Origin of the sequence: Streptomyces lucensis JCM 4490, assembly GCF_014650035.1 — a bacterium.
Classification (GTDB): domain Bacteria; phylum Actinomycetota; class Actinomycetes; order Streptomycetales; family Streptomycetaceae; genus Streptomyces; species Streptomyces lucensis.
This window is the reverse complement of the sequence record NZ_BMUE01000024.1, coordinates 38289-63992: the sequence shown is the minus strand read 5'-3', so window position 1 is coordinate 63992 and position 25704 is coordinate 38289. Positions and strand designations below refer to the sequence as shown.

Below are 25704 nucleotides of genomic sequence, written 5' to 3'. Positions count from 1 at the left end.
TAGGACATGGGACTCGAAGAAAAGCTGCCGAGCGGCTTCCTGCTGACCACCGTCGAGCAGGCCGCGGGCTGGGTGCGCAAGGCGTCCGTCTTCCCGGCCACCTTCGGCCTGGCCTGCTGCGCCATCGAGATGATGACCACCGGAGCCGGCCGCTACGACCTCGCCCGTTTCGGCATGGAGGTCTTCCGCGGATCGCCGCGCCAGGCGGACCTGATGATCGTCGCCGGCCGGGTCAGCCAGAAGATGGCACCGGTCCTGAGGCAGGTCTACGACCAGATGCCCAACCCGAAATGGGTGATCTCCATGGGCGTCTGCGCCTCCTCGGGCGGCATGTTCAACAACTACGCGATCGTCCAGGGCGTCGACCACATCGTCCCGGTCGACATCTACCTCCCCGGCTGCCCGCCCCGGCCCGAGATGCTGATGGACGCGATCCTCAAGCTCCACCAGAAGATCCAGTCCTCCAAGCTCGGCGTGAACGCCGAGCAAGCGGCCCGCGAGGCGGAGGAGGCGGCGCTCAAGGCCCTGCCCACGATCGAGATGAAGGGGCTGCTGCGGTGAGCGACGCGAACGGCACCAACGGCGCCGACGGGGCGGACCGCCCCGCGAACGGCGTGAACCCCGAGAAGGACCTCTCCGCCTCCAACCTCCCCGGCCAGCGCGGCCAGGGCGGCGAGGAGATCCGCGTCCAGCGCGGCATGTTCGGCGCGAACAACGGCGGCGACACCTCCGGCTACGGCGGCCTCGTCCGCTCCGTCCGCCTCCCGGGACCGGCTACCCGCCCCTACGGCGGCTGGTTCGACGAGGTCGCCGACGAACTGGAGGGCGCCCTGGAGGAACAGGGACTCCTCCCCGGCAACGCCATCGAGAAGACGGTCGTCGACCGCGGCGAGCTGACCTTCCACATCGAACGCGAGCACCTGCCCCGCGTCGCCCGCACCCTGCGCGACGACCCGGCCCTGCGCTTCGAGCTGTGCACCGGCGTCAGCGGCGTCCACTACCCGCAGGACAAGGGCCGCGAGCTGCACGCCGTCTACCACCTGCGCTCGATCACCCACAACCGGCTGGTCCGCCTGGAGGTCAGCGCCCCCGACGGCGACCCGCGCATCCCGTCCCTGGTCTCCGTCTACCCGACCAACGACTGGCACGAGCGCGAGACCTACGACTTCTTCGGGATCGTCTTCGACGGTCACCCGGCCCTGACCCGGATCATGATGCCCGACGACTGGCAGGGCCACCCGCAGCGCAAGGACTACCCCCTCGGCGGCATCCCCGTCGAGTACAAGGGCGCCCAGATCCCGGCTCCGGACCAGCGGAGGTCGTACTCGTGAGCACGCAGTCAGCATCCGCGGCCTCCGCCGCCTCGGCACGCGAGACCACCGAGGGCACCGTCTACACGGTCACCGGTGGCGACTGGGACGAGATCGTCCAGTCCGCGGCCCGCGCGGACGACGAGCGCATCGTCGTCAACATGGGTCCCCAGCACCCGTCCACCCATGGAGTGCTTCGCCTGATCCTCGAGATCGAGGGCGAGACGGTCACCGAGGCCCGCTGCGGCATCGGCTACCTCCACACCGGCATCGAGAAGAACCTCGAGTACCGGACCTGGACGCAGGGCACCACGTTCGTGACGCGCATGGACTACCTGACGTCCTTCTTCAACGAGACCGCCTACTGCCTCGCCGTCGAGAAGCTCCTCGGCATCGAGGACCAGATCACCGAGCGCGCCAAGATCATCCGGGTGCTCCTGATGGAGCTGAACCGCCTCTCCTCCCACCTGGTGTGCATCGCCACCGGCGGCATGGAGCTGGGCGCCACCACGATCATGATCTACGGGTTCCGTGACCGCGAGATGATCCTCGACATCTACGAGCTGGTCACGGGCCTGCGCATGAACCACGCGTACATCCGGCCCGGCGGACTCGCCCAGGACCTGCCGCCCGGCGCGGTGGACCAGATCCGCGAGTTCGTGAAGAAGATGAAGAAGAACCTCCCGGAGTACGACAAGCTCGCCACCGGGAACCCCATCTTCAAGGCCCGCATGCAGGACATCGGCTACCTCGACCTGGCCGGCTGCATGGCCCTCGGCGCGACCGGCCCCATCCTGCGCTCCACCGGCCTGCCGCACGACCTGCGCAAGACACAGCCCTACTGCGGCTACGAGACGTACGACTTCGACGTCCCGACCGCCGACACCTGCGACGCCTACGGCCGCTTCCTGATCCGCCTGGAGGAGATGAACCAGTCGCTCAGGATCGTCGAGCAGTGCCTGGACCGGCTCCAGGCCGGCCCGGTCATGGTCGCCGACAAGAAGATCGCCTGGCCCGCCCAGCTCGCCCTCGGGCCGGACGGACTCGGCAACTCCCTCGACCACATCAAGAAGATCATGGGCACCTCCATGGAGGCCCTGATCCACCACTTCAAGCTGGTCACCGAGGGCTTCCGCGTCCCGCCGGGACAGGCCTACGCGGCCGTCGAGTCCCCCAAGGGCGAACTAGGCGTACACGCCGTCTCCGACGGCGGCACCCGCCCCTACCGGGTCCACTTCCGCGACCCGTCCTTCACCAACCTGCAGGCCATGGCGGCGATGTGCGAGGGCGGCCAGGTCGCCGACGTCATCGTCGCCGTCGCGTCCATCGACCCCGTGATGGGAGGCGTCGACCGGTGACCACCAGTTCCTCGGAGCGGGGCGTCAGCCTGGGCATGCCCGAACTGCCCGCACCCGCGTACCCGGACGACGTCCGGGCCCGGCTGGAGGCGGACGCGCGCGAGGTGATCGCGCGCTACCCCGACTCCCGGTCCGCCCTGCTTCCGCTGCTCCACCTCGTGCAGTCGGAGGAGGGCCACGTCACCCGCACCGGCATGCGGTTCTGCGCGGACATGCTGGACCTGACCACGGCCGAGGTCACCGCGGTCGCGACCTTCTACACCATGTACCGGCGCAGGCCCTCCGGCGACTACCAGGTCGGCGTCTGCACCAACACGCTGTGCGCGGTGATGGGCGGCGACGCGATCTTCGAGACCCTCCAGGAGCACCTGGGCGTCGGCAACGGCGAGACCACCGGCGACGGCAAGGTCACCCTGGAGCACATCGAGTGCAACGCGGCCTGCGACTTCGCGCCGGTCGTCATGGTCAACTGGGAGTTCTTCGACAACCAGACCCCCGGCAGCGCCAAGCGCCTGGTCGACGACCTGCGCGCGGGACGGCCCGTACAGCCCACGCGCGGGGCGCGCCTGTGCACCTTCAAGGAGACCGCGCGGATCCTCGCCGGCTTCCCCGACGAGCGGCCCGGGGCCGTCGAGGAGAGCGGCAGCGCGGGACCCGCGTCACTGGTCGGCCTCCACCTGGCGAAGGGAGAGGCCGCACCCGCGCGCGTGGTCCACCCGCGCGACGGCGGCCCGCACGACGAACCGCAGGACCGGGTGCACGAGCCGTCGCCGGCCGAGCACCTCAGTTCCCATGACGCGCCGCAGGACACATCGGCCTCCGACCCGGCCCACCCCGCAGGGCCCACCGCAGAGGAGGGGGAGTGATGACCGTGGCAGCCGAACTCAAGGACACGAGCCCCGAGAAGCTGCTCGCACCCGTGCTGTCGGCCTTCTGGGACGAGGACCGGTCCTGGAGCATGGACGTCTACCGGAGGCACGAGGGGTACGAGGGCCTGCGCAAGGCGCTCGCCATGTCACCCGACGACCTGATCGCCTACGTCAAGGAATCCGGTCTGCGCGGGCGCGGCGGCGCGGGATTCCCGACCGGAATGAAGTGGCAGTTCATTCCGCAGGGCGATGGAAAGCCGCACTATCTGGTTGTCAACGCCGACGAGTCGGAGCCCGGGACCTGCAAGGACATCCCGCTCCTCTTCGCGAACCCGCACAGCCTCATCGAGGGCATCGTGATCGCGTGCTACGCCATCAGGTCGTCGCACGCCTTCATCTACCTGCGTGGCGAGGTCGTCCCCGTTCTGCGGCGGTTGCACGAGGCCGTGCGCGAGGCCTACGCGGCGGGCTACCTCGGCGAGAACATCCTGGGCAGCGGACTCGACCTCGAACTCACCGTGCACGCCGGCGCCGGCGCGTACATCTGCGGTGAGGAGACCGCACTGCTCGACTCGCTCGAAGGCCGCCGTGGCCAACCGCGGCTTCGTCCCCCCTTCCCTGCGGTGGAAGGCCTCTACGCCTGTCCCACTGTCGTGAACAACGTCGAGTCGATCGCGTCGGTTCCCGCCATCCTGAAAAACGGCAAGGACTGGTTCAGGTCGATGGGCAGCGAGAAGTCCCCGGGCTTCACGCTCTACTCGCTCAGCGGCCACGTCGCGAGCCCCGGCCAGTACGAGGCCCCGCTCGGCATCACGCTCCGCCAGCTCCTCGACATGAGCGGCGGCATGCGGCCCGGGCACCGGCTGAAGTTCTGGACACCCGGCGGCTCCTCGACGCCGATGTTCACCGACGAGCACCTCGACGTCCCCCTCGACTACGAAGGGGTCGGCGCCGCGGGCTCCATGCTCGGCACCAAGGCCCTGCAGTGCTTCGACGAGACGACCTGCGTGGTGCGGGCGGTGACCCGCTGGACCGAGTTCTACGCCCACGAGTCCTGCGGCAAGTGCACACCCTGCCGCGAGGGGACGTACTGGCTGGTGCAGCTGATGCGGGACATCGAGGCCGGCAAGGGCGCCATGTCCGACCTCGACAAGCTCGCCGACATCGCCGACAACATCAACGGCAAGTCCTTCTGCGCCCTCGGCGACGGCGCCGCGTCCCCGATCTTCTCCTCGCTGAAGTACTTCCGCGAGGAGTACGAGCAGCACATCACGGGCCGGGGCTGCCCCTTCGACCCGGCCAAGTCGACGGCCTGGGCCGACCGCCCGGAGGTGAACGCATGACCGTGACCACGAACGCCCCCGCCGGTGGCGGAGAGGCGGCGGTCCCGCCGGAGGACCTCGTCACGCTGACGATCGACGGCATCGAGATCAGCGTGCCCAAGGGCACCCTGGTCATCCGGGCCGCCGAACAGCTCGGCGTCGAGATCCCGCGGTTCTGCGACCACCCCCTGCTGGACCCGGCCGGCGCCTGCCGCCAGTGCATCGTCGAGGTCGAGGGCCAGCGCAAGCCCATGGCGTCCTGCACCATCACGTGCACGGACGGCATGGTGGTGAAGACCCAGCTCACCTCGCCGGTCGCCGAGAAGGCCCAGCACGGGGTGATGGAGCTGCTCCTCATCAACCACCCGCTGGACTGCCCGGTCTGCGACAAGGGCGGCGAGTGCCCGCTGCAGAACCAGGCCATGTCGCACGGCAACGCCGAATCCCGCTTCGACGGCAAGAAGCGCACCTACGAGAAGCCCGTGCCCATCTCCACCCAGGTGCTGCTCGACCGCGAACGGTGCGTGCTGTGCGCCCGCTGCACCCGCTTCTCCAACCAGATCGCCGGCGACCCGATGATCGAGCTGATCGAGCGCGGCGCGCTCCAGCAGGTCGGCACCGGTGAGGGCGACCCGTTCGAGTCGTACTTCTCCGGCAACACGATCCAGATCTGCCCGGTCGGAGCGCTCACCTCGGCGGCCTACCGCTTCCGCTCCCGCCCCTTCGACCTCATCTCCTCGCCCTCGGTCTGCGAGCACTGCTCCGGCGGCTGCGCCACCCGCACCGACCACCGGCGCGGCAAGGTCATGCGGCGGCTCGCCGCCGACGACCCCGAGGTCAACGAGGAGTGGATCTGCGACAAGGGACGCTTCGCGTTCCGGTACGCGCAGACCAGGGACCGCCTCGACACACCGCTGGTGCGCAACGCGGACGGCGTCCTGGAGCCCGCCTCCTGGCCCGAGGCACTGGAGGCGGCCGCGCGCGGCCTGAGCGCCGCCCGCTCCCGGGCCGGCGTCCTCACCGGCGGCCGGCTGACCGTCGAGGACGCCTACGCCTACAGCAAGTTCGCGCGCGTGGCACTCGACACCAACGACATCGACTTCCGCGCGCGCGTGCACAGCGGCGAGGAGGCCGACTTCCTGGCGTCCCGCGTCGCGGGCCACGGCCGCGACCTCGACGGCAGGGGCGTCACCCACACCTCCCTGGAGAACGCGCCCGCCGTCCTGCTGGTCGGCTTCGAGTCCGAGGAGGAGGCACCCGGCGTCTTCCTGCGGCTGCGCAAGGCGTGGCGCAAGCGCAAGCAGCGGGTGTTCGCGCTGGCCACACACGCCACGCGCGGTCTGGAGAAGGCAGGCGGCACACTGCTGCCGGCCGCTCCGGGCACCGAGACCGAATGGCTGGACGCCCTCGCGAGCGGCACCGGCCTGGAGGAGCCCGGCGCCCGTGCCGCCGAGGCGCTGCGCACCGAGGGCGCGGTCATCGTCGTCGGCGAGCGGCTCGCCTCGGTGGCCGGCGGGCTCACGTCCGCCGTACGCGCCGCCACCGCGACCGGCGCGCAGCTGGTGTGGATCCCGCGCCGGGCCGGCGAGCGCGGCGCGATCGAGGCGGGCGCACTGCCGTCGCTGCTGCCGGGCGGCCGCCCGGCGACCGACCCGCGCGCGCGGGAGGAGGTGGCCGCCGTCTGGGGGCTCGCCGAACTGCCGGCGCGCTACGGCCGCGACACCCACCAGATCGTCGAGGCCGCCGCGGCGGGCGAACTGTCCGCGCTCGTCGTCGCCGGTGTCGAGGTCGCCGACCTGCCCGACCCGGCACGCGCGCGTGAGGCGCTCGCGGCCGTCGGCTTCCTGGTGTCGCTGGAACTGCGGCCCAGCGAGGTCACCGAGCACGCCGACGTCGTCCTGCCGGTCGCCGCGGCGGCCGAGAAGGCGGGCACCTTCCTCAACTGGGAGGGCAGGGTGCGCTTCTTCGAGGCCGCGCTCAAGCCGGAGCAGATGACCCGCCGCCTCGCGCCCACCGACGCGCGCGTGCTGCAGATGCTGGCCGACGCCATGGACGTGCACCTCGGCCTGCCGGATCTGCGCACCACGCGCGCGGAGATCGACCGGCTCGGCCCCTGGGAAGGCGCGCGCGCCTCCGACCCCACGGAACCCGCGGGCGTACTGCCCCGCCCGGCCGTCGGCGAGGCCGTGCTCGCCGGGCACCGGCTGCTGCTCGACCAGGGCGTGCTGCAGGAGGGCGACGAGGCGCTCGCCGGCACCCGGCACGCCGCACGCGCGCGCGTGTCGGCCGCGACCGCCGCCGAGGTGGGCATCGCCGACGGCGGCCTCCTCACCGTCACCGGCCCCGCCGGCACGGCCGAACTGCCCCTTCAGATCACCGACATGCCCGACCGGGTGGTGTGGCTCCCGCTGAACTCCGCCGGCGCGGGCGTCGCCTCCGACACCGGCGCGCAGCCCGGCTCCCTCGTCCGCATCGGCCCGGCGGCACTCGCCGAAGACGCCCCCAAGGAGGTGGAGGCATGAGCCCGTACCTCGCCGCTGAAGACCTCTCGATGTTCGGCACCGACCCCTGGTGGCTGGTCGTCGTCAAGGCCGTCTTCTGCTTCGCCTTCCTGATGGTGACCGTCCTGTTCTCCATCGTCTGGGAGCGCAAGGTCGTCGCCTGGATGCAGCTGCGCATCGGCCCCAACCGGCACGGCCCCTGGGGACTCCTCCAGTCGCTGGCCGACGGCGTGAAGCTGATGCTCAAGGAAGACGTCATCGTCAAGCGCGCGGACAAGGTGGTCTACGTCCTCGCACCGATCGTCGCGGCCATCCCGGCCTTCATGGCGATCGCGGTGATCCCCTTCGGCCCGGCCGACAACGAGGTCTCGGTCTTCGGTCACCGCACCGCGATGCAGCTGACCGACCTGCCGATCGCGATGCTCTACATCCTCGCGGTCGCCTCCGTCGGCATCTACGGCATCGTGCTGGCGGGCTGGAGCTCCGGATCCACCTACCCGCTCCTGGGCGGTCTGCGCTCCTGCGCGCAGATGATCTCCTACGAGATCGCCATGGGCGCCGCGTTCGCCTCCGTGTTCCTCTACTCGGGGTCGATGTCGACGTCGACGATCGTGGAGCAGCAGCAGGACCGCTGGTACATCCTGCTGCTGCCGGTCTCCTTCATCCTCTACATCGTCACCATGGTCGGCGAGACCAACCGCGCCCCCTTCGACATGCCGGAGTCCGAGGGCGACCTGGTCGGCGGCTTCAACACCGAGTACTCGTCCATCAAGTTCGCGATGTTCATGCTCGCCGAGTACGTGAACATGGTGACGGTCTCCGCCGTCGCGACCACCCTCTTCCTCGGCGGCTGGCGCGCACCCTGGCCGGTCAGCGGCTTCTGGGCGGGCGCGAACCACGGCTGGTGGCCGCTGCTCTGGTTCGTCGTCAAGGTCCAGCTGCTGCTGTTCTTCTTCATCTGGCTGCGCGGCACCCTCCCGCGGGTCCGCTACGACCAGCTGATGAAGCTCGGCTGGAAGGTCCTCATCCCGGTCTCGGTGACCTGGCTGATGCTCGTCGCGACCGTCAGGGCCCTGCGCAACGAGAACTACGACTTCGCCGACATCGCCCTCTACGTCGGCGGCGGTGTCCTCGCCCTGCTGCTGCTCTCCTTCGTCGCCGACATGTTCCGCGAGAAGGCGAGGACGGCGGAGCAGCCCGCCCCCCAGCAGCCCGGCTTCGACCCGATGGCCGGCGGATTCCCGGTCCCGCCGATGCCCGGACAGGAGCTGCCCCCGGTCCCGAGGCGCCGCCCGCGCCGCGAGCGGGAGCTGATCGTCAGTGGCGGACCGGACACTGTCAGTGACGGATCTACGGATGGAAAGGAGGCGTCCGATGGCTGAGGAGCCCACGGAGGCCGGGCAGTCCAAGCCCGGTTTCCAGAACCCCGTGGCCGGCTTCGGCGTGACCTTCAAGGCCATGTTCAAGAAGCGGCTGACCGAGCAGTACCCGGAGCAGAAGAAGACCACCGCTCCGCGGTTCCACGGACGGCACCAGCTCAACCGCCATCCGGACGGCCTGGAGAAGTGCGTCGGCTGCGAGCTGTGCGCCTGGGCCTGCCCCGCCGACGCCATCTACGTGGAGGGCGCCGACAACACCGACGAGGAGCGGTACTCGCCGGGCGAGCGGTACGGCCGCGTCTACCAGATCAACTACGCCCGCTGCATCCTGTGCGGGCTGTGCATCGAGGCGTGCCCCACACGCGCGCTGACGATGACCAACGAGTTCGAGCTGGCGGACTCCAGCCGCGCCAACCTCATCTACACCAAGGAGCAGCTGCTCGCCGGTCTCGAGGACGGCATGGTCGACACACCCCACGCGATCTTCCCCGGCACGGACGAACAGGACTACTACCGGGGCCTGGTCACGCAGGCCGCCCCCGGCACGGTCCAGCAGGTCGCCGTGTCCAAGGGGGAGGCCCCGCAGGAGGCGGCGTCCACCTCCGGCGAGGACGAGCCCGCCTCGGAGAAGGTGATCGGGCGATGACCGCACAGCATCTCGCCGCCTACACCACCTCCACCGGTGAGGCCTTCCAGTTCTGGGTCCTCGGCACCGTCGCGGTGGTCGGCGCCCTGTGCACCGTCTTCATGAGGAGGGCCGTGCACAGCGCGCTGTGCCTGGCCGGCACCATGATCGTCCTGGCGGTGTTCTACCTCGCCAACGGCGCCTACTTCCTGGGCATCGTGCAGATCGTCGTCTACACCGGCGCGATCATGATGCTGTTCCTGTTCGTGGTGATGCTCGTCGGCGTCACGGCCGCGGACTCGCTCAAGGAGACCATCAAGGGCCAGCGCTGGCTGGCCCTCCTGTGCGGTATCGGCTTCGGTGTGCTGCTGTTCGCGGGCATCGGCAACGCCTCCCTGACCGAGTTCAACGGCACCGGCCAGGCGAACGCGAACGGCAACGTGGAGGGCCTCGCGTCCCTCATCTTCACCAAGTACGTCTTCGCCTTCGAGATCACCGGCGCCCTGCTCATCACGGCCGCCGTCGGCGCCATGGTGCTCACCCACCGCGAGCGCACCGAACGCGCCCGGACCCAGCGCGAGCTGTCCGAACAGCGCGTCCGCGAGGGGAAGCACGTCCCGCCGCTGCCCGCCCCCGGTGTCTACGCCCGGCACAACGCCGTGGACATCGCCGGCCTGCTGCCCGACGGCACCCCCTCGGAGCTGACCGTCAGCAAGACGCTGCGCGAGCGCGGCCAGATCCGTGACGTGTCCGCGGAGGCGCTCAACGACCTGCGGGCGCTGGAGCAGCGCGCGGAGGAACGCCTGGAGCGCACGGCGATCGAACCGGCGACGTTCAAGCGGCCCGAGGAGGCGTCGAAGTGAACCCGGTCAACTACCTCTACCTCGCCGCCCTGCTGTTCACGATCGGAGCGACCGGCGTCCTGATCCGGCGCAACGCCATCGTGGTCTTCATGTGCATCGAGCTGATGCTGAACGCCTGCAACCTCGCGTTCGTCGCCTTCTCCCGGATGCACGGCAACCTCGACGGCCAGATCATCGCCTTCTTCACGATGGTCGTCGCCGCCGCGGAGGTCGTGGTGGGCCTCGCGATCATCGTGTCGCTGTTCCGTACCCGCCACTCGGCCTCGGTCGACGACGCCAGCCTGATGAAGCTGTAAGGGGTCGGAAGAATCGTGGAGAACCTGATCGCGCTGCTCATCGCGGCGCCACTGCTCGGAGCGGCCGTCCTCCTGGTCGGCGGCCGGCGGCTGGACGCCGTCGGCCACTGGATCGGCACGTTCCTGTCGGCCGCCTCCTTCGTGTTCGGCCTGATCCTCTTCGCCGACCTGCTCGGCAAGGACGCCGAACACCGCACGCTGACCCAGCACCTGTGGACGTGGATCTCGGTCGGCGGCTTCCAGGCGGACGTCACCTTCCGCCTCGACCAGCTGTCGATGACGTTCGTGCTGCTGATCACCGGCGTCGGCTCGCTGATCCACCTCTACTCGGTCGGGTACATGGAGCACGACGAGCGGCGCCGCCGCTTCTTCGGCTACCTGAACCTGTTCCTCGCGGCGATGCTGCTGCTCGTCCTCGCCGACAACTACCTGCTGCTGTACGTCGGCTGGGAAGGCGTCGGCCTCGCCTCCTACCTGCTGATCGGCTTCTGGCAGCACAAGCCCAGCGCCGCCACGGCCGCGAAGAAGGCCTTCCTGGTCAACCGCGTCGGCGACATGGGCCTGTCGATCGCGATCATGCTGATGTTCACCACCTTCGGCAGCTTCGCCTTCGGCCCGGTCCTCAGCCACACCGGTGACACCTCCGAGGGCAAGCTCACCGCCATCGGCCTGATGCTGCTGCTCGCCGCCTGCGGCAAGTCGGCCCAGGTGCCGCTGCAGTCCTGGCTCGGGGACGCCATGGAGGGCCCGACCCCGGTCTCGGCCCTGATCCACGCCGCGACGATGGTGACCGCGGGCGTCTACCTGATCGTCCGCTCCGGAGCCATCTTCAACGCCGCCCCGGACGCCCAGCTGGCGGTCACCGTGGTCGGCGCGGTCACGCTCCTGTTCGGTGCGATCGTCGGTTGCGCGAAGGACGACATCAAGAAGGCGCTGGCCGGCTCGACCATGTCGCAGATCGGCTACATGGTGCTGGCCGCCGGCCTCGGCCCGATCGGCTACGTCTTCGCGATCATGCACCTCGTCACGCACGGCTTCTTCAAGGCCGGACTGTTCCTCGGCGCGGGTTCGGTCATGCACGGCATGAACGACGAGGTCGACATGCGCAAGTACGGCGGCCTGCGCAAGTACATGCCGGTCACCTTCATCACCTTCGGCCTCGGCTACCTCGCCATCATCGGCTTCCCCGGCCTGTCCGGCTTCTTCTCCAAGGACAAGATCATCGAGGCCGCCTTCGCCAAGGGCGGCACCGAGGGCTGGATCCTCGGCGGCGCCGCCCTGCTGGGCGCGGCCATCACCGCCTTCTACATGACGCGCGTGATGCTGATGACGTTCTTCGGGGAGGAGCGCTGGCGCGACCGGCCCACGCGCTCCCCCGAGGAGCCGAGCGCCGAGCCCGCCGCGGCGCACCAGGGCGGGGCCGCGTCCGGTCACGCCGCCGCCGCGACGGGCGAGCCGCACCCGCACGAGTCCCCGAAGATCATGACGATCCCGATGGTCGTGCTGGCAGTCGGCTCGGTCTTCGGCGGCGCCTTCTTCAGCCTCGGCGACCGCTTCCTGCACTGGCTGGAGCCGGTCACCGGGCACAGCGAGGGCGACTCCCCGCTCAGCGCCGCCACCGTCACCGGCGCCACCATGGTGTGCCTGGTCGTCGGTGTCGCCATCGCCTGGGCCCAGTACGGCCGCAAGCCCGTCCCGGCCCTCGCCCCGCGCGGCTCGCTGCTCACCCGCGCGGCCCGCCGCGACCTCTACCAGGACGACTTCAACCACGTCGTCCTGGTCCGCGGCGGCGAGCACCTCACGCGCTCGCTCGTGTACGTCGACCACACCCTGGTCGACGGCGTCGTCAACGGCACGGCGGCCGGGTTCGGCGGCCTGTCCGGCCGGCTGCGCCGGCTCCAGAACGGCTTCGTCCGCTCCTACGCGGTCTCGATGTTCGGCGGTGCGGCACTCCTGGTCGCCGCGACCCTGCTGATGAGGGCGGTCTGATACCGATGTCCTTTCCTCTGCTGACAGCGACGGCGGCGCTCCCGGCCCTCGGGGCCGTCGCCACGGCCGCCGTACCGGCCGCACGGCGCACCGCCGCCAAGTGGCTGGCGCTGGTCGTCTCGCTCGCCACGCTCGCCCTGGCGGTCGTCGTCCTGGTCCGCTTCGACCCGGACGGCGCCCGCTACCAGCTCACCGAGTCGCACGCCTGGATCAGCGACTTCGGGGTGCGCTGGGAGCTGGGTGTCGACGGCATCGCGGTGGCGCTGGTCGCGCTCACCGCCCTGCTCGTCCCGTTCATCGTCCTCGCGGGCTGGCACGACGCCGACCCGCTGGAGACCGGCAGCCGCCGCTGGCGGCCCACCCAGGGCTTCTTCGCACTGATCCTCGCCGTCGAGGCGATGGTGATCGTCTCGTTCGAGGCCACCGACGTCTTCGTCTTCTACATCTTCTTCGAAGCCATGCTCATCCCGATGTACTTCCTCATCGGCGGCTTCGGGGACCGGGCCCACGAGCACGGCGAGAAGGCGGCCGCGACGCAGCGCTCGTACGCGGCGGTGAAGTTTCTGCTCTACAACCTGGTCGGCGGTCTGCTCATGCTGGCCGCGGTGATCGGCCTCTACGTGGTCGCCGGGAACTTCTCGCTCACCGAGATCGCCGAGGCGCGCGCGAACGGCTCGCTGCACATGGCGACGGACACCGAACGCTGGCTGTTCCTCGGCTTCTTCTTCGCCTTCGCGGTGAAGGCGCCGCTGTGGCCGCTGCACACCTGGCTGCCCAACGCCATGCAGGAGTCCACCGCCCCGGTGGCCGTGCTCATCACCGCGGTCGTCGACAAGGTGGGCACGTTCGCGATGCTCCGCTACTGCCTCCAGCTCTTCCCGGAGGCCAGCAAGTGGGCGACGCCCGTCATCCTCGTACTGGCGCTGATCAGCATCATCTACGGCGCCCTGCTCGCCGTCGGCCAGCGCGACATCAAGCGCCTGGTGGCCTACGCGTCGATCTCGCACTTCGGCTTCATCGTCATGGGCATCTTCGCGATGACCAGCCAGGGCCAGTCCGGCGCCACGCTCTACATGGTCAACCACGGCATCTCCACGGCCGCGCTCATGCTGGTCGCCGGCTTCCTGATCTCCCGGCGCGGCTCGCGGCTCATCGCCGACTACGGAGGCGTGCAGAAGGTCGCCCCGGTGCTCGCCGGCACCTTCCTGATCGGCGGCCTCGCCACCCTGTCACTGCCCGGCCTCGCCCCGTTCGTGAGCGAGTTCCTGGTGCTGGTGGGCACGTTCACCCGCCACCCGGCGATCGGCGTCATCGCCACCTTCGGCATCGTCCTGGCCGCGCTCTACACCCTCGTCCTGTACCAGCGGACGATGACCGGCCCGGTGAAACCCGAGGTCTCCGCGATGCCCGACCTGCGCGTGCGTGAACTGCTGGTCGTCGCGCCGCTGATCGTGCTGCTGATCTTCCTGGGCGTCTACCCGAAGCCCGTCACGGACATCGTCAACCCGGCGGTCAAGCAGACCATGTCCGACGTACACAAGAAGGACCCCAAGCCCGAGGTGGAGGCGGCCAAGTGAGCGCAACAGCCGTCCACAGCCTGTGGACAACCGCGGCCGACCCGATCTCGAAGATCGACGCGCCGAAGATCGAGTACGGACAGCTCTCGCCCACCCTGATCGTCCTGGGCGCGGCCCTGGTCGGGGTGCTGATCGAGGCGTTCGTCCCCCGCAAGTCCCGCTACTACGCCCAGGTGTTCACCGCCGTCGTGGCGCTGTGCGCCGCCTTCGCCGCGGTCGTCGCACTCGCGGCCGACGGGTACGGCACCACCAAGGCGCACGTCGCCGCCATGGGAGCGATCGCGGTCGACGGGCCGTCACTGTTCCTGCAGGGCACGATCGTGCTGGCGGGCCTGGTCGGCCTGTTCACCTTCGCCGAGCGGCGTCTGGACCCTCAGGCGCACGGCAACCGGGTCGACTCGTTCGCGGCACAGGCCGCGTCCGTGCCCGGCAGCGACAGCGAGAAGGCCGCCGTGAAGGCCGGGTTCACCACCACCGAGGTGTTCCCGCTGCTGCTCTTCGCGATCGCCGGCATGCTGGTCTTCCCGTCGGCCAACGACCTGCTGACGCTGTTCGTGGCGCTGGAGGTCCTCTCGCTGCCGCTGTACCTGCTGTGCGCGCTGGCCCGCCGCAAGCGGCTGATGTCGCAGGAGGCCGCGGTCAAGTACTTCCTGCTCGGCGCGTTCGCCTCGGCGTTCACCCTGTTCGGCATCGCCCTGCTGTACGGCTACGCGGGTTCGGTGTCGTACGGGCGGATCGCCCAGGTCGTGGACGGCACCGTCACCAACGTCGACCCGGCGCTGGCCGACACCATGGGCAACGACGCGCTGCTGCTGATCGGCAGCGCCATGATCGTGATGGGTCTGCTGTTCAAGGTGGGCGCGGTGCCGTTCCACATGTGGACGCCCGACGTCTACCAGGGCGCACCGACCCCGGTCACCGGCTTCATGGCGGCGGCGACGAAGGTGGCGGCGTTCGGCGCGCTCCTGCGGCTGCTGTACGTCGTCCTGCCCGGGCTGCGCTGGGACTGGCGGCCGGTCATGTGGGCGGTGGCGGTCGTCACCATGCTGGGCGGTGCGATCGTCGCCATCACGCAGACGGACATCAAGCGGCTGCTGGCGTACTCGTCCATCGCGCACGCCGGGTTCATCCTCGCGGGTGTCATCGCCACGTCGAAGGACGGCGTGTCGTCCGTCCTCTTCTACCTGGCCGGCTACTCGTTCGTGACGATCGGGGCGTTCGCCGTGGTCACGCTGGTGCGCGACGCGGGCGGCGAGGCCACCCACCTGTCGAAGTGGGCGGGGCTCGGCCGCCGGTCGCCGCTGGTGGCGGCCGTGTTCGCGGTGTTCCTGCTGGCCTTCGCCGGCATCCCGCTGACCTCGGGCTTCGCCGGGAAGTTCGCCGTGTTCAAGGCGGCGGCGGACGGCGGTGCGGCCCCGCTGGTCGTGGTCGGTGTGATCTCCTCGGCGATCGCCGCGTTCTTCTACATCCGCGTGATCGTGCTGATGTTCTTCAGCGAGCCGAAGGCGGAGGGCCCGACCGTGGCCGTCCCGTCACCGCTGACCATGGCGGCGATCGGCATGGGCGTGGCGGTGACGCTGGTGCTCGGTGTGGCGCCGCAGTACTTCCTCGACCTGGCCAGCCAGGCGGGAGTGTTCGTGCGCTGACGGCCGTACCGCGCGAGCGCGCGGTACGGCCGTACGGCCCCGGTTCCCGCTCGGGTGGGGAACCGGGGCCGCCGCACGCCGGGTGACGTGCTGGTCAGTGACCGGACATGCCCTTCATGGCCGAGGCAGGGCACTTCACCCTCGGGTTCCACTGGCGGAAGAGACCGTCGGGGTTCTTCTTGTACAGCCACGCGTGCAGGTCGTAGTGGGTGGGCATGCCCGGGTAGTGGCCGGCCATCGGGCCCTGGAAGGCCTGCCCGAACAGATGGGGCCGCTTCATGTTCCTGCCGGTGACCGGGACCACCCACTCCACGCCGACGAGTCGGCGCCCGCCTTTCCCGGTGGCCTCGTAGAGCAGGCCGGCGGGCCTGGCGGGGTCGAGGGAGCCGAAGAGGGACTCGTTGAAGTAGTGGAAGCCCATGCCCCCCTGGGGGCGCTCCAGACACAGGTGCGGCTCGTAGCCGGCGTCGGTCGCCAGCGGCAGGTACTTGTACCGCGCCGTCGCCGCGTACGCCGTGCCCAGCTGCCGGTCGACGGCGGCGTCGCGGCCGCCGGCGTGGGCGGACGCGGGCGCGGAGACGGTGAGGGCGCTGACGAGGGCGAGAGCGGTTCCGGCGAGGCGGCGGGCGATCATGGGACGAGGCTCCTGGGGGCAGGCGGGCGGGGTGGCTCGTGCACTCATGGCAGCCTTTCCCGGGGCGGGCGGCCTCTCCCGGAGCGGGACGGGCGGCCATCCGGAAGCGCCCCGTGGGTTGGGCCAGGGAGGCGTACCGATCCACCTGATCGGCCGCGGGGTCGCCGATATGACAAGCGCATCGCGCCTGTGGACAACGTTCGGGCGCTGTCGGCGCGGGCGCCTATGGTGGACGCAGTGGTCGACGGACGACCGACGGGGGACCAGACGATGGGCGCGACGGGCGGGATCAGCGACATGCCGACAGTGACCGAGGGGCCGGGCACGGCCGACAGCGAGACGCTGGCCACACTGCACCGGGTCTTCGGGTACGAGGCCTTCCGCGGCGAGCAGCAGGAGATCATCGACCACGTGGTGGCGGGCGGCGACGCCCTCGTCCTCATGCCCACCGGCGGCGGCAAGTCGCTGTGCTACCAGATCCCCGCCCTGGTCCGGCCCGGCACCGGCGTCGTGGTGTCACCCCTCATCGCCCTCATGCAGGACCAGGTCGACGCCCTGCGCGCCCTCGGCGTGCGGGCCGGCTTCATCAACTCCACGCAGGACTTCGACGAGCGCCGCCTGGTCGAGGCCGAGTTCCTGGCGGGCGAGCTGGACCTGCTGTACCTCGCGCCCGAGCGGCTGCGGGTGGACGCCACGCTCGACCTCCTCTCCCGCGGCAAGATCTCCGTCTTCGCGATCGACGAGGCGCACTGCGTCTCCCAGTGGGGCCACGACTTCCGGCCCGACTACCTCACCCTGTCCCTCCTCGGCGAGCGCTGGCCGGACGTCCCGCGGATCGCCCTCACCGCCACGGCCACCCGCGCCACCCACGAGGAGATCACCCAGCGGCTGCGCCTGCCGGCCGCCCGCCACTTCGTCGCCAGCTTCGACCGGCCCAACATCCAGTACCGGATCGTGTCCAAGGCCGACCCCAGGAAGCAGCTGCTCGCCTTCCTCCGGGAGGAGCACGCGGGCGACGCCGGCATCGTGTACTGCCTCTCGCGCAACTCGGTGGAGCGGACCGCCGAGTTCCTGACCGCCAACGGCATCGAGGCGGTGCCGTACCACGCCGGCCTGGACGCGGGCACGCGCGCCGCGCACCAGTCCCGGTTCCTGCGCGAGGACGGGCTGGTCGTGGTGGCGACCATCGCCTTCGGCATGGGCATCGACAAGCCGGACGTGCGGTTCGTCGCCCACCTGGACCTGCCCAAGTCCATCGAGGGCTACTACCAGGAGACCGGCCGGGCCGGCCGCGACGGCCTGCCGTCCACGGCCTGGATGGCGTACGGCCTGAACGACGTCATCCAGCAGCGCAAGCTGATCCAGTCCGGCGAGGGGGACGAGGCGTTCCGCCGCCGGGCCGCCTCCCACCTCGACGCCATGCTCGCGCTGTGCGAGACGGTCCGGTGCCGCCGCGGCCAGCTCCTCGCCTATTTCGGCCAGGACCCCGACCCGGCGGGATGCGGCAACTGCGACACCTGCCTGGTCCCGCCGGAGACCTTGGACGGCACGGTGGCCGCGCAGAAGGTGCTGTCGACGGTCGTACGGCTGCAGCGCGAGCGCGGGCAGAAGTTCGGCGCCATGCAGATCGTCGACATCCTGCTCGGCAAGCGCACCGGCAAGGTCATCCAGTTCGACCACGACCAGCTGTCCGTCTTCGGCATCGGGCAGGACCTCACCGAGGCGGAGTGGCGGGGCGTCGTCCGCCAGCTGCTGGCCCAGGGAGTGCTCGCGGTCGAGGGGGAGTACGGCACGCTGGTGCTCACCGGCGAGAGCGGCTCGGTGCTGCGCGGCGAACGCGAGGTGCCCCTGCGCAAGGAACCGAAGAAGCCGGCCGCCGCCCGCTCCCGGTCGGCCGGAGCCGCGGGAGGCGACCGCAAGGCCAGGGCCGCCGCGGCCGAACTGCCCGCGGACCTGCTCCCCGCCTTCGAGGCCCTGCGCGCCTGGCGCGCCGAACAGGCCCGCGAGCAGGGCGTCCCGGCATACGTCATCTTCCACGACGCCACCCTGCGGGAGATCGTCTCCCGGCGGCCCGCCTCGGTCGGCGAGCTGGGCACGGTGAACGGCGTCGGCGAGAAGAAGCTGGCGACGTACGGGGAAGGCGTGCTCGCGGTGCTGGCCGCCCTGGACGCGCCGGACGAGGACCCCGCCGCGGTCCCGGCGGACGCCGCGGCCCCGGCGGACGCGGGGGCCGGCCCGGACGACCACTGGCCCGGGCCGGAGGACGAACCGGAGCCGGACGACTGGATATAGCGACAGCCGGACCGGACCCGGCAGGGCGTGAGACGGCGCGGGACTACAGCCCCCGGGCCGCGTAAGCCCTGACGTCCGCGTCCGAGTCCGCCGTCGCCGTGGCGAGTGCCGCCCGCGCCTCCTCGACGGCCCGGTGCCGGGTCAGCGCCAGGACCGCCGCCTTGCGGACGTCGGCGTTCGGATCGGCGAGGGTCCTGGCGAGGGCCGGGACGGCCGTCCCGGAGGGCGCGGCCGACAGGGCTGTGGCGGCGCCGGACCGTACCTGCCACGCCGGATCCGACAGCGCGGCCACGGCGCGGTCGGTGAGCGGGGCTGAGCAGCCGGTCGTGGCCAGCGCGCCGAGCGCGGCACCGCGCACCAGCGGATCGGTGTCCTCAACGAGCCGGCCCAGGGCGCCGGCGAGCAGCCCCGCGTCGGACGCGGTCAGGGACGCCGAGCCGACGACGGCCAGCGCCTTGGCGACCGTGACCCGGACCTCCCGGGAGGGATCGTCCGCGGCGCCCGACAGTGGCCCGACGGCATCGGCCGAGACAAGCGCTCGTACGGCCTCGATACGGACGGCGATGTCGGGATCGTCCAGCGCCGCCGCGAAGACCCCGGCCTCGCCGAGCCGCAGGGCGCGCAGCACGTCGAGGGCGGCAGCACGGACCACCGGGTCGGGTTGGCCGAGCGCACCGGTGAGGGCGGTGCCCAGACCGGAATCCCGCGGCAGGGCCTCGACGAGTTCACGCAGTGAGGCCGCGGCGGCCGCGCGGACCTCGGCGTCGGGGTCGGCGAGCGCGTCGACCAGAGCCTGCCCGGTGCCGGACGGCACGGTCTCGGTGAGCACTGAGACGGCCGTGCGCCGGACGGCGGGGTCGGAATCGGCCAAGTAGGGCTCGAGCGCCGGGAGCTCAGGCTCCGAATCGGCCAGCTCCAGCAGGCGCAGGAGCCGGGGCGAGGCGGCGCCCCGGGTGCCGGCCCGCTCGACCGGTCCGGCGGCGCGTGCGGAGGCCGGTCCGGCGGCGACCGGAGCCACCTCGCGCGGGCCGGCCGTGGCCACGGACTCGGGCCGGACCTCGCCCAGCCGCCGGGAGGGACCGCCGACAGGCGTGAACTCATCCACCGGCACCAGATAGGGAGCCACGGGACGGGCCGTGAACTCCATCGCACCAGAGGGGGACTTGTGCAGGTCGAGATGGTGGAACCAGGAGGCGTCGTCGCGCCGGGGATGGTCGAGACGGTCGTGGTAGAGACCCCAGCGGGACTCGGTACGGGCCAGGGAGGCGCGAGCGGCCATCTCCGCACAGTCGCGGATGAACGTGACCTCGGCGCAACGCATCAGTTCGTGCGGGGTGCGGGCACCCATCGCGGCGATGTCGGCGCGCATCCGCTCGAATGCCTCCAGGGCGAGGGAGAGCCGCGCACCCGACTTGGGCGGGGCCACGTAGTCGTTCACGAAGCGGCGCAGCTTGTACTCGACCTGGGTCTGCGGCGGGCCGTCCGGATTACGCAGCGGACGGTAGATCAACTCGTGCGCCTCCCGCAGCTGGTCCACCGGCAACTCGCCGGTGTAGGCCGTGTACTGGGCGGCGTCCGCGCCGGCCAGGTCACCGAAGACGAACGCGCCGATCATGTAGTTGTGCGGGACGCAGGCGAGGTCACCGGCGGCGTACAGGCGGGGGACCGTGGTGCGGGCGTGGTCGTCGACGCGGACACCGGAGGCGGAGTGCCCGCCGCAGAGACCGATCTCGGAGATGTGCATCTCGACGTCGTGGGTGCGGTAGTCGTGTCCGCGCCCCGCATGGAAGGTGCCCCGCGTGGGCCGCTCGGTGGAGTGCAGGATCGACTCCAGCGCGGAGATCGACTCCTCGGGGAGATGGCTGAGCTTCAGGTAGACGGGGCCCCGGTCACCCGCGACCTCGGCGGCGAACTCGGCCATCATCTGCCCCGACCAGTAGTCGGAGTCGACGAAGCGCTCGCCGTGCCGGTTGACCTGGTAGCCGCCGAAGGGGTTGGCGACGTAGGCGCAGGCCGGACCGTTGTAGTCCTTGATCAGCGGATTGATCTGGAAGCACTCGATGCCGGTCAGCTCCGCACCCGCGTGGTAGGCCATCGCGTAACCGTCACCGGCGTTGGTCGGGTTCTCGTAGGTGCCGTACAGGTAGCCGGAGGCGGGCAGGCCGAGCCGGCCGCAGGCGCCGGTCGCGAGGACCACCGCGCCCGCGCGGACCGTGACGAACGCGCCGGTGCGGGTGTGGAAGCCGACGGCACCCACGGCCCGTCCCTCGGCGGTGAGGACCCTGACCGGCATCACCCGGTTCTCGATCCGGATCCGCTCCCGCATCTCCCGCCGCCGCAGCTGCCGGTACAGGACCTTTTTGACGTCCTTGCCCTCTGGCATGGGCAGTACGTACGAGCCGGAGCGGTGGACCTGGCGGACCGCGTACTCTCCGTGCTCGTCCTTCTCGAACTTGACCCCGTACGCCTCCAGTCGCTGCACCATGGCGAAGCCGCGGGTGGCGGTCTGCCGGACGGTGGACTGGTCGACGATGCCGTCGTTCGCGCGAGTGATCTCGGCGACGTAGTCGTCGGGTTCGGCGCGGCCGGGGACGACCGCGTTGTTGACGCCGTCCATGCCCATGGCGAGCGCGCCGGAGTGGCGGACGTGGGCCTTCTCCAGAAGCAGGACGTCCGCGCCGCGTTCGGCGGCGGTCAGGGCGGCCATGGTGCCGGCGGTGCCGCCGCCGATGACGAGGACGTCGCAGGACAGCTCCTCGGCGTCGGTGACGGCGGGAATCTCCGTGGAAGTGGGCGCGGGGGTGGTCACCGGGGTGCCTTTCAGGAGCCGAGCGAGGTGAGGATGTCGCGGCGCAGGGCCACGCGGGCCGGGGCGTCGAACGCCGCACGGTCGCGAGGGCGCGGGACGTCGCGAACGGCGGCCACCCGGCCGGAGCCGAGCAGGGCCACGCGGTCGCCGAGGAAGAGGGCCTCGTCCACGTCGTGCGTGACGAAGACGACGGTCGCGCCCGTACCGCGCAACACCTCGACCAGCAGGTCCTGCATGCCCGAGCGGGTCTGGGCGTCGAGCGCGCCGAAGGGCTCGTCCATGAGGACCGCACGCGGGCTGTCGGCCAGTGCACGGGCCAACTGGGCGCGCTGGCGCTGCCCACCGGACACGCGATGCGGCAACTGCCCGGCCTGCGCGGTGAGCCCCACCCGTGCCAGCCAGGCCTCGGCACGGGTGCGCCGTTCACCGCGCGGTACGCCCCTGATGGCGAGTGGGAGCTCGACGTTTCCGCGCAGGGAGCGCCAGGGCAGCAGGGCGTCCTCCTGGAAGACCAGCGCACGGCCGGCCGACGGGCCGGTCAGCGGGCTGCCGTCCGCTTCCGCCGTGCCGTCCAGCGGAGCCAGCAACCCGGCGAGCGTACGCAGCAGCGTGGACTTGCCGCAGCCGGAGGGACCGACGACGGTGATGATCTCGCCCGGCGCGACCTCAAGGTCCACGTCGGAGAGGACCGGGGCGCCGGGGCGGCCGAGCACGGCGCCGCGGAAGGCGAGCCGGGTGCCGCGTACGGCCTCCTGCTCCGGTACGGCCGGAGCGCTGACGCTTTCAGACGAGGTGCTCATCGCGGGCCTCCTCGGTGTGGTTCTCGCCCTGCTGCTCGGGCTGGGTCTTGCGCTCGGAATCGCCGTCGGCGCGCACCGGGGCGGCGAGCGGGCGGGACGCGCGGGGGCGGCCGCCGGGGACGTACGAGCTGCGGGGCAGCCAGTGGGTCAGCCGTCGGCCGAGGAGTTCCACGGCCGTGGAGGTGACCCAGCCGAGCACGCCGATCGTGATCATGCCGACGAACACGCCCGGGTAGTTCACCACCGTGTAGTCCTGCCAGGTGCGGTAACCGACGCCGTACTGGCCGGAGATCATCTCGGCGGAGATCACGCAGATCCACGACACGCCGATGCCGACGGAGAGCCCGCCGAAGATCCCGGGCAGCGCTCCCGGGAGCACGACGGAGCCGAGGATGCGCAGCCGGCCGCCGCCCATGGTGCGTACCGCCTCCTCCCACACCGGGGTGAGCGCGCGTACCGCGTGCCGGGTGGACACCAGGACGGGGAAGAAGGCGGCCGTGCAGGTGATGAAGACGATGCCCTGTTCGTTGGAGGGGAACAGCAGGATCGCGACGGGGACGAGGGCTATCGCCGGGATCGGCCGCACCACCTCCAGGACGGGGCCGAGCAGGTCCTCGGCGAGAGGCGAACGGGCCACGAGTACGCCCGTCGCCACGCCCAGGACCGCTGCCAGCGCGAAGCCGGTGAGGATGCGGGTGAGGCTGTCGGTGAGGTCGGTCCAATAGTCGGCACCGGAGAGCCGACCGGCGAGGGCATGGGCCACGTCGGTGACCGTCGGGAACTGCGAGAAGCGCAACCACAGGTCGATGTCCAGGCTGGTCAGCACCTGCCACAGGCCGAGGGCGGTGGCCAGCGACGCCGCCCGCAGCACATAACGGGCCAGGGGCCGCCGGGTCATGACGCCTGCTCCACGGCCTCGTCGTAGGAGATCGTGCGGGCCCCGCCATGGGCGGACACATAGGCCCGCGCGGTGGCGGGGGCGACGAAGGGCAGCAGCCGGCCGCCGTCGGTCACCCAGACCGCCTTGTCGGCGAACCAGAGGGTACCGGTGGTGGCGTCGGGGACGTAGGCGGCGCGCAGACCGTTCCGGTGGCCGGCCACGTACGCCAGAAGCTGCTTCGGATCCTTGAAGGAAACCGTCTTCTCGCTGCCCTTGGCCCACGCCTCGCTCGCGGCCGGCGCGGGCGAGGCGGCGAGACGCCTGGCGTACGAGGAACCGAGGGCCTTCTTCACGTACTGGTCGTCCACGAAGGAGTCCACGTCGATGTCACCGGTCAGCTTTGCGGCCTTCAGCACGGACACGTCCTGCTTCAACGCGGAGACGAGCTGTGGTTTGACGGCCGGGTCGAAGGTCGCGATGCCGTGGGCGCCGTTGTACAGGTAGACGACCTCGGCGGGCAGATCGGTCTCCTCGGCCACCTTCTCGGCGGCGGTGACGGGATGGCGGTTCAGGTAGTCCGTCGCCTGCGCCTGTGCCTCGAGGAATGCTCCGAGGACAGCCGGATGCTGGTCGGTGAAGTCTTCGCGGGCGGTGACGCCGTGGAAGGTGGGCAGGTTCAGCTGCGCCCCGTCGTACAGGGCTTTCGCCTTCCCCTGGTACGTGAGAAGGCCGGGCCATGCGACGAACTGGGACAGGGCGTCCACACTGCCGCCGGAGAGCGCCGAAGCACCCACGGCGGGCTGCTGGTTGAGCTTGGATATGCCCTTGTCCGGGTCGATGCCGGCACGCCGCAGAGCCCTTACGAGAGTGCCGTCGGCGGCGGAACCGATGCTCGTGGAGACCTTCTTGCCCTTGAGGTCCTTCAACGCGGTGAGCTTGGAGCCCGGTGCGGTGACGACGGTGTTCAGTCCGCCTCGCAGGTTGTAGCCGGTGACCGACACAAGACGGGTGGGGCGGCCGAGCTGTGTGCCGCGGGCCGCGTTGAGCAGCAGCGGGAAGTCACCCATCGAGCCGATGTCGATCTTCCCGGCGGTCATCTGGGCGGTGATCGGGGCGCCGGTGGCGTAGTCCTGCCAGTCGACCTTGTAGGTGTGGCCGTCATGCAGGGAGTTGAGCCGCTTCTCGAAGTAACCGAGTGAGCGCAGCAGAGTGCCCGCGGTGACGGTGTTGATGGTCCGGGACTGGTAGCCGACGGTGACGGTGACCGTGGATCCGCTGCCTGCCTCGGCGCTGCCGCCACAGGCGGACAGGGGAACGAGGAGTGCGGCGGCGGACAGGGCGGCTGCTTGGCGTTTCATGGGGGTTCGGCCTCTCACCGGAGTGGATCGCGAGGGTCAGCGGAGCAGGTAGGGCATGTTGACCGTGACGGCTCCGGTGGGGCAGCGGGCCGCGCACGGACCGCAGTACCAGCACTCGTCGACGTGCATGTACGCCTTGCCGCTGCTGGTGTCGATGGCCAGCGAGTCCAGCGGGCACATGTCCACGCAGAGGGTGCAGCCGTCGATGCACTTCGACTCGTCGATGGTCACGGGCACGTCGGCCCGCTGGGGCGCCAAGGGCATGGCTGTCTCCAGGAAACGTGCAGGCAGGGATTCGTACAGGCGGGGTGGAGGCGGGGCCGTAAGGGGCTACGACCGGTGGAGCAGGCCGCTCATGGTGATGCGGTCGCCTCGGAAGCGGATGAACTCCAGGTCGACGGGCCGCCCGTCGGCGAGGTGGGTGAGGCGTTCCAGCATCAGCACGGCGGCGCCGCGTGGCGCCTGGAGCACGGTGGCCGAGTGGGCGTCGGCGTTCACCGCCTCCAGGGTGATCTCGGCGTGGCCGAGCGGCTGCCCGGTGGTGGCTTCCAGGAGTCGGAAGACGTCCGTGTTCTCCAGGTCGGCGCCCAGCAGGGCGGAGCCGATGTCGAGCGGGATGTAGGTCAGGTCGAGGGAGAGCGGGAGGCCGTTCAGGCGGCGCAGGCGTTCGATGTAGAGGACGTCGGCGCCGGCCGGGACGTGGAGACGCTCGGCGACCGGAGCGGGGGCGGGTGCGGGGCCCATGGTGCGGACCTCGTTGGTGACGCGGCCGTGTTCGCGGAGTGTTTCCGCGAGGCCCATCAGACGGTCGAGCCCGTGGGGGTACTTACGGGCGACGACCACGGTGCCTACTCCGGGCTGCCGCTCCACGAGGCCCTCGGCCCGGAGCAGGTCCAGGCCTTCGCGGACGGTGTTGCGGGAGGTGCGGTAGTCGGTGGCGAGGGTGGACTCGTGGGGGAGGGTGCCGTCCTGGAAGGCACCGGTGAGGAGCTGGTGGCGCAGCAGGTCGGCGAGTTGCCGGGCCCTGTCCGCCCGCAGCCGACGACGCGTGCGGTGGGCGGCGACGGTGGTCGCCGCGCCGTGACCGGCGTGGTCTCGGAGGCGGTCGGTGGGTGGCATGGCTGGAACCATACCGATGTGGTGGGGAAAGAGGTGTTGCTGGATTGTTGCGCCAGGTGACAGGGCGTTGGATCAGT

21 protein-coding genes are annotated in these 25704 nt (G+C 70.9%); 14 read left to right on the top strand and 7 right to left on the bottom strand.

All coding sequences use genetic code 11. The annotated features are described in order from the left end of the window. Positions 1–6: 6 nt before the first annotated feature. From IE177_RS33080 to nuoN, 13 genes are read left to right on the top strand one after another with little or no spacing between them, the layout of a single operon-like run. Positions 7–561 (top strand): NuoB/complex I 20 kDa subunit family protein, encoded by a 555-nt coding sequence (locus IE177_RS33080; protein ID WP_190019170.1) that lies wholly within the window; start codon positions 7–9, stop codon positions 559–561. Further along, positions 558–1331 carry an NADH-quinone oxidoreductase subunit C gene (locus IE177_RS33075; protein ID WP_190019169.1) on the top strand — a complete coding sequence of 258 codons (774 nt, stop codon included), beginning with the start codon at positions 558–560 and terminating at the stop codon, positions 1329–1331. Before IE177_RS33080 ends, IE177_RS33075 begins: the two co-directional genes overlap by 4 nt. Further along, entirely contained in the window at positions 1328–2668 is a 1341-nt protein-coding gene (locus IE177_RS33070; RefSeq protein ID WP_190019168.1) for an NADH-quinone oxidoreductase subunit D, read from the top strand. The genes IE177_RS33075 and IE177_RS33070 overlap by 4 nt, the downstream gene beginning before the upstream one ends. Continuing rightward, positions 2665–3534: an NADH-quinone oxidoreductase subunit NuoE gene (gene nuoE, locus IE177_RS33065; protein ID WP_190019167.1), complete on the top strand. Its 870-nt coding sequence runs from the start codon at positions 2665–2667 to the stop codon at positions 3532–3534. The genes IE177_RS33070 and nuoE overlap by 4 nt, the downstream gene beginning before the upstream one ends. Further along, positions 3531–4880: an NADH-quinone oxidoreductase subunit NuoF gene (gene nuoF / locus IE177_RS33060; RefSeq protein ID WP_190019166.1), complete on the top strand. Its 1350-nt coding sequence runs from the start codon at positions 3531–3533 to the stop codon at positions 4878–4880. The genes nuoE and nuoF overlap by 4 nt, the downstream gene beginning before the upstream one ends. Next, complete coding sequence (locus IE177_RS33055) at positions 4877–7381, top strand: NADH-quinone oxidoreductase subunit G (protein WP_190019165.1); 2505 nt, start codon at positions 4877–4879, stop codon at positions 7379–7381. Before nuoF ends, IE177_RS33055 begins: the two co-directional genes overlap by 4 nt. After that, positions 7378–8742 (top strand): NADH-quinone oxidoreductase subunit NuoH, encoded by a 1365-nt coding sequence (gene nuoH, locus IE177_RS33050; protein ID WP_190019164.1) that lies wholly within the window; start codon positions 7378–7380, stop codon positions 8740–8742. The genes IE177_RS33055 and nuoH overlap by 4 nt, the downstream gene beginning before the upstream one ends. Next, positions 8735–9385, top strand: coding sequence for an NADH-quinone oxidoreductase subunit NuoI (gene nuoI, locus IE177_RS33045; RefSeq protein WP_190019163.1), 651 nt, complete (start codon positions 8735–8737; stop codon positions 9383–9385). The genes nuoH and nuoI overlap by 8 nt, the downstream gene beginning before the upstream one ends. After that, entirely contained in the window at positions 9382–10227 is an 846-nt protein-coding gene (locus IE177_RS33040; RefSeq protein ID WP_190019162.1) for an NADH-quinone oxidoreductase subunit J, read from the top strand. Before nuoI ends, IE177_RS33040 begins: the two co-directional genes overlap by 4 nt. After that, a complete protein-coding gene (nuoK, locus tag IE177_RS33035; protein WP_028420845.1) occupies positions 10224–10523 on the top strand; it encodes an NADH-quinone oxidoreductase subunit NuoK in 300 nt (99 codons plus the stop codon). Before IE177_RS33040 ends, nuoK begins: the two co-directional genes overlap by 4 nt. 15 nt (positions 10524–10538) lie before the next feature. Next, positions 10539–12512 carry an NADH-quinone oxidoreductase subunit L gene (gene nuoL, locus IE177_RS33030; RefSeq protein ID WP_190019161.1) on the top strand — a complete coding sequence of 658 codons (1974 nt, stop codon included), beginning with the start codon at positions 10539–10541 and terminating at the stop codon, positions 12510–12512. 5 nt (positions 12513–12517) lie between these two features. Then, on the top strand, positions 12518–14089 hold the full coding sequence (locus IE177_RS33025) for an NADH-quinone oxidoreductase subunit M (protein WP_190019160.1): 1572 nt from the start codon (positions 12518–12520) through the stop codon (positions 14087–14089). Further along, positions 14086–15735, top strand: a complete 1650-nt coding sequence (gene nuoN, locus IE177_RS33020) for an NADH-quinone oxidoreductase subunit NuoN (protein WP_190019159.1) — start codon at positions 14086–14088, stop codon at positions 15733–15735. Before IE177_RS33025 ends, nuoN begins: the two co-directional genes overlap by 4 nt. A 94-nt stretch (positions 15736–15829) precedes the next feature. On the opposite strand, the gene IE177_RS33015 is transcribed toward nuoN, so the two are convergent. Then, entirely contained in the window at positions 15830–16417 is a 588-nt protein-coding gene (locus tag IE177_RS33015) for a hypothetical protein (protein WP_229816373.1), read from the bottom strand. 222 nt (positions 16418–16639) lie between these two features. On the opposite strand from IE177_RS33015, the gene recQ reads away from it, so the two are divergent. After that, a complete protein-coding gene (gene recQ, locus IE177_RS33010) occupies positions 16640–18661 on the top strand; it encodes a DNA helicase RecQ (protein ID WP_190019177.1) in 2022 nt (673 codons plus the stop codon). 43 nt (positions 18662–18704) lie between these two features. Here recQ and IE177_RS33005 read toward each other — a convergent pair whose 3' ends face one another. From IE177_RS33005 to IE177_RS32980, 6 genes are all read right to left on the bottom strand, one after another. Beyond that, complete coding sequence (locus IE177_RS33005) at positions 18705–21470, bottom strand: fumarate reductase/succinate dehydrogenase flavoprotein subunit (protein WP_190019157.1); 2766 nt, start codon at positions 21468–21470, stop codon at positions 18705–18707. Positions 21471–21481: 11 nt separating this feature from the next. Continuing rightward, positions 21482–22270, bottom strand: coding sequence for an ABC transporter ATP-binding protein (locus IE177_RS33000; protein WP_190019156.1), 789 nt, complete (start codon positions 22268–22270; stop codon positions 21482–21484). After that, complete coding sequence (locus IE177_RS32995) at positions 22254–23168, bottom strand: ABC transporter permease (protein WP_229816372.1); 915 nt, start codon at positions 23166–23168, stop codon at positions 22254–22256. The genes IE177_RS33000 and IE177_RS32995 overlap by 17 nt, the downstream gene beginning before the upstream one ends. Beyond that, complete coding sequence (locus IE177_RS32990) at positions 23165–24508, bottom strand: ABC transporter substrate-binding protein (RefSeq protein ID WP_190019155.1); 1344 nt, start codon at positions 24506–24508, stop codon at positions 23165–23167. The genes IE177_RS32995 and IE177_RS32990 overlap by 4 nt, the downstream gene beginning before the upstream one ends. A 36-nt stretch (positions 24509–24544) precedes the next feature. Further along, positions 24545–24772: a 4Fe-4S dicluster domain-containing protein gene (locus tag IE177_RS32985; protein ID WP_018568287.1), complete on the bottom strand. Its 228-nt coding sequence runs from the start codon at positions 24770–24772 to the stop codon at positions 24545–24547. A 66-nt stretch (positions 24773–24838) separates the two neighbouring features. Continuing rightward, positions 24839–25627, bottom strand: coding sequence for a GntR family transcriptional regulator (locus IE177_RS32980; protein ID WP_190019154.1), 789 nt, complete (start codon positions 25625–25627; stop codon positions 24839–24841). Positions 25628–25704 lie beyond the last annotated feature (77 nt).

Bases quoted from the DNA above. Each gene is read 5' to 3' on its own strand.
- IE177_RS33080 (WP_190019170.1), top strand. From the start codon at position 7: ATGGGACTCGAAGAAAAGCTGCCGAGCGGCTTCCTGCTGACCACCGTC.
- IE177_RS33055 (WP_190019165.1), top strand. From the start codon at position 4,877: ATGACCGTGACCACGAACGCCCCCGCCGGTGGCGGAGAGGCGGCGGTC.
- nuoH (WP_190019164.1), top strand. From the start codon at position 7,378: ATGAGCCCGTACCTCGCCGCTGAAGACCTCTCGATGTTCGGCACCGAC.
- nuoI (WP_190019163.1), top strand. From the start codon at position 8,735: ATGGCTGAGGAGCCCACGGAGGCCGGGCAGTCCAAGCCCGGTTTCCAG.
- IE177_RS33040 (WP_190019162.1), top strand. From the start codon at position 9,382: ATGACCGCACAGCATCTCGCCGCCTACACCACCTCCACCGGTGAGGCC.
- IE177_RS33025 (WP_190019160.1), top strand. From the start codon at position 12,518: ATGTCCTTTCCTCTGCTGACAGCGACGGCGGCGCTCCCGGCCCTCGGG.
- IE177_RS33015 (WP_229816373.1), bottom strand. From the start codon at position 16,417: ATGAGTGCACGAGCCACCCCGCCCGCCTGCCCCCAGGAGCCTCGTCCC.
- recQ (WP_190019177.1), top strand. From the start codon at position 16,640: ATGGGCGCGACGGGCGGGATCAGCGACATGCCGACAGTGACCGAGGGG.
- IE177_RS33000 (WP_190019156.1), bottom strand. From the start codon at position 22,270: ATGAGCACCTCGTCTGAAAGCGTCAGCGCTCCGGCCGTACCGGAGCAG.
- IE177_RS32995 (WP_229816372.1), bottom strand. From the start codon at position 23,168: ATGACCCGGCGGCCCCTGGCCCGTTATGTGCTGCGGGCGGCGTCGCTG.
- IE177_RS32990 (WP_190019155.1), bottom strand. From the start codon at position 24,508: ATGAAACGCCAAGCAGCCGCCCTGTCCGCCGCCGCACTCCTCGTTCCC.
- IE177_RS32985 (WP_018568287.1), bottom strand. From the start codon at position 24,772: ATGCCCTTGGCGCCCCAGCGGGCCGACGTGCCCGTGACCATCGACGAG.
- IE177_RS32980 (WP_190019154.1), bottom strand. From the start codon at position 25,627: ATGCCACCCACCGACCGCCTCCGAGACCACGCCGGTCACGGCGCGGCG.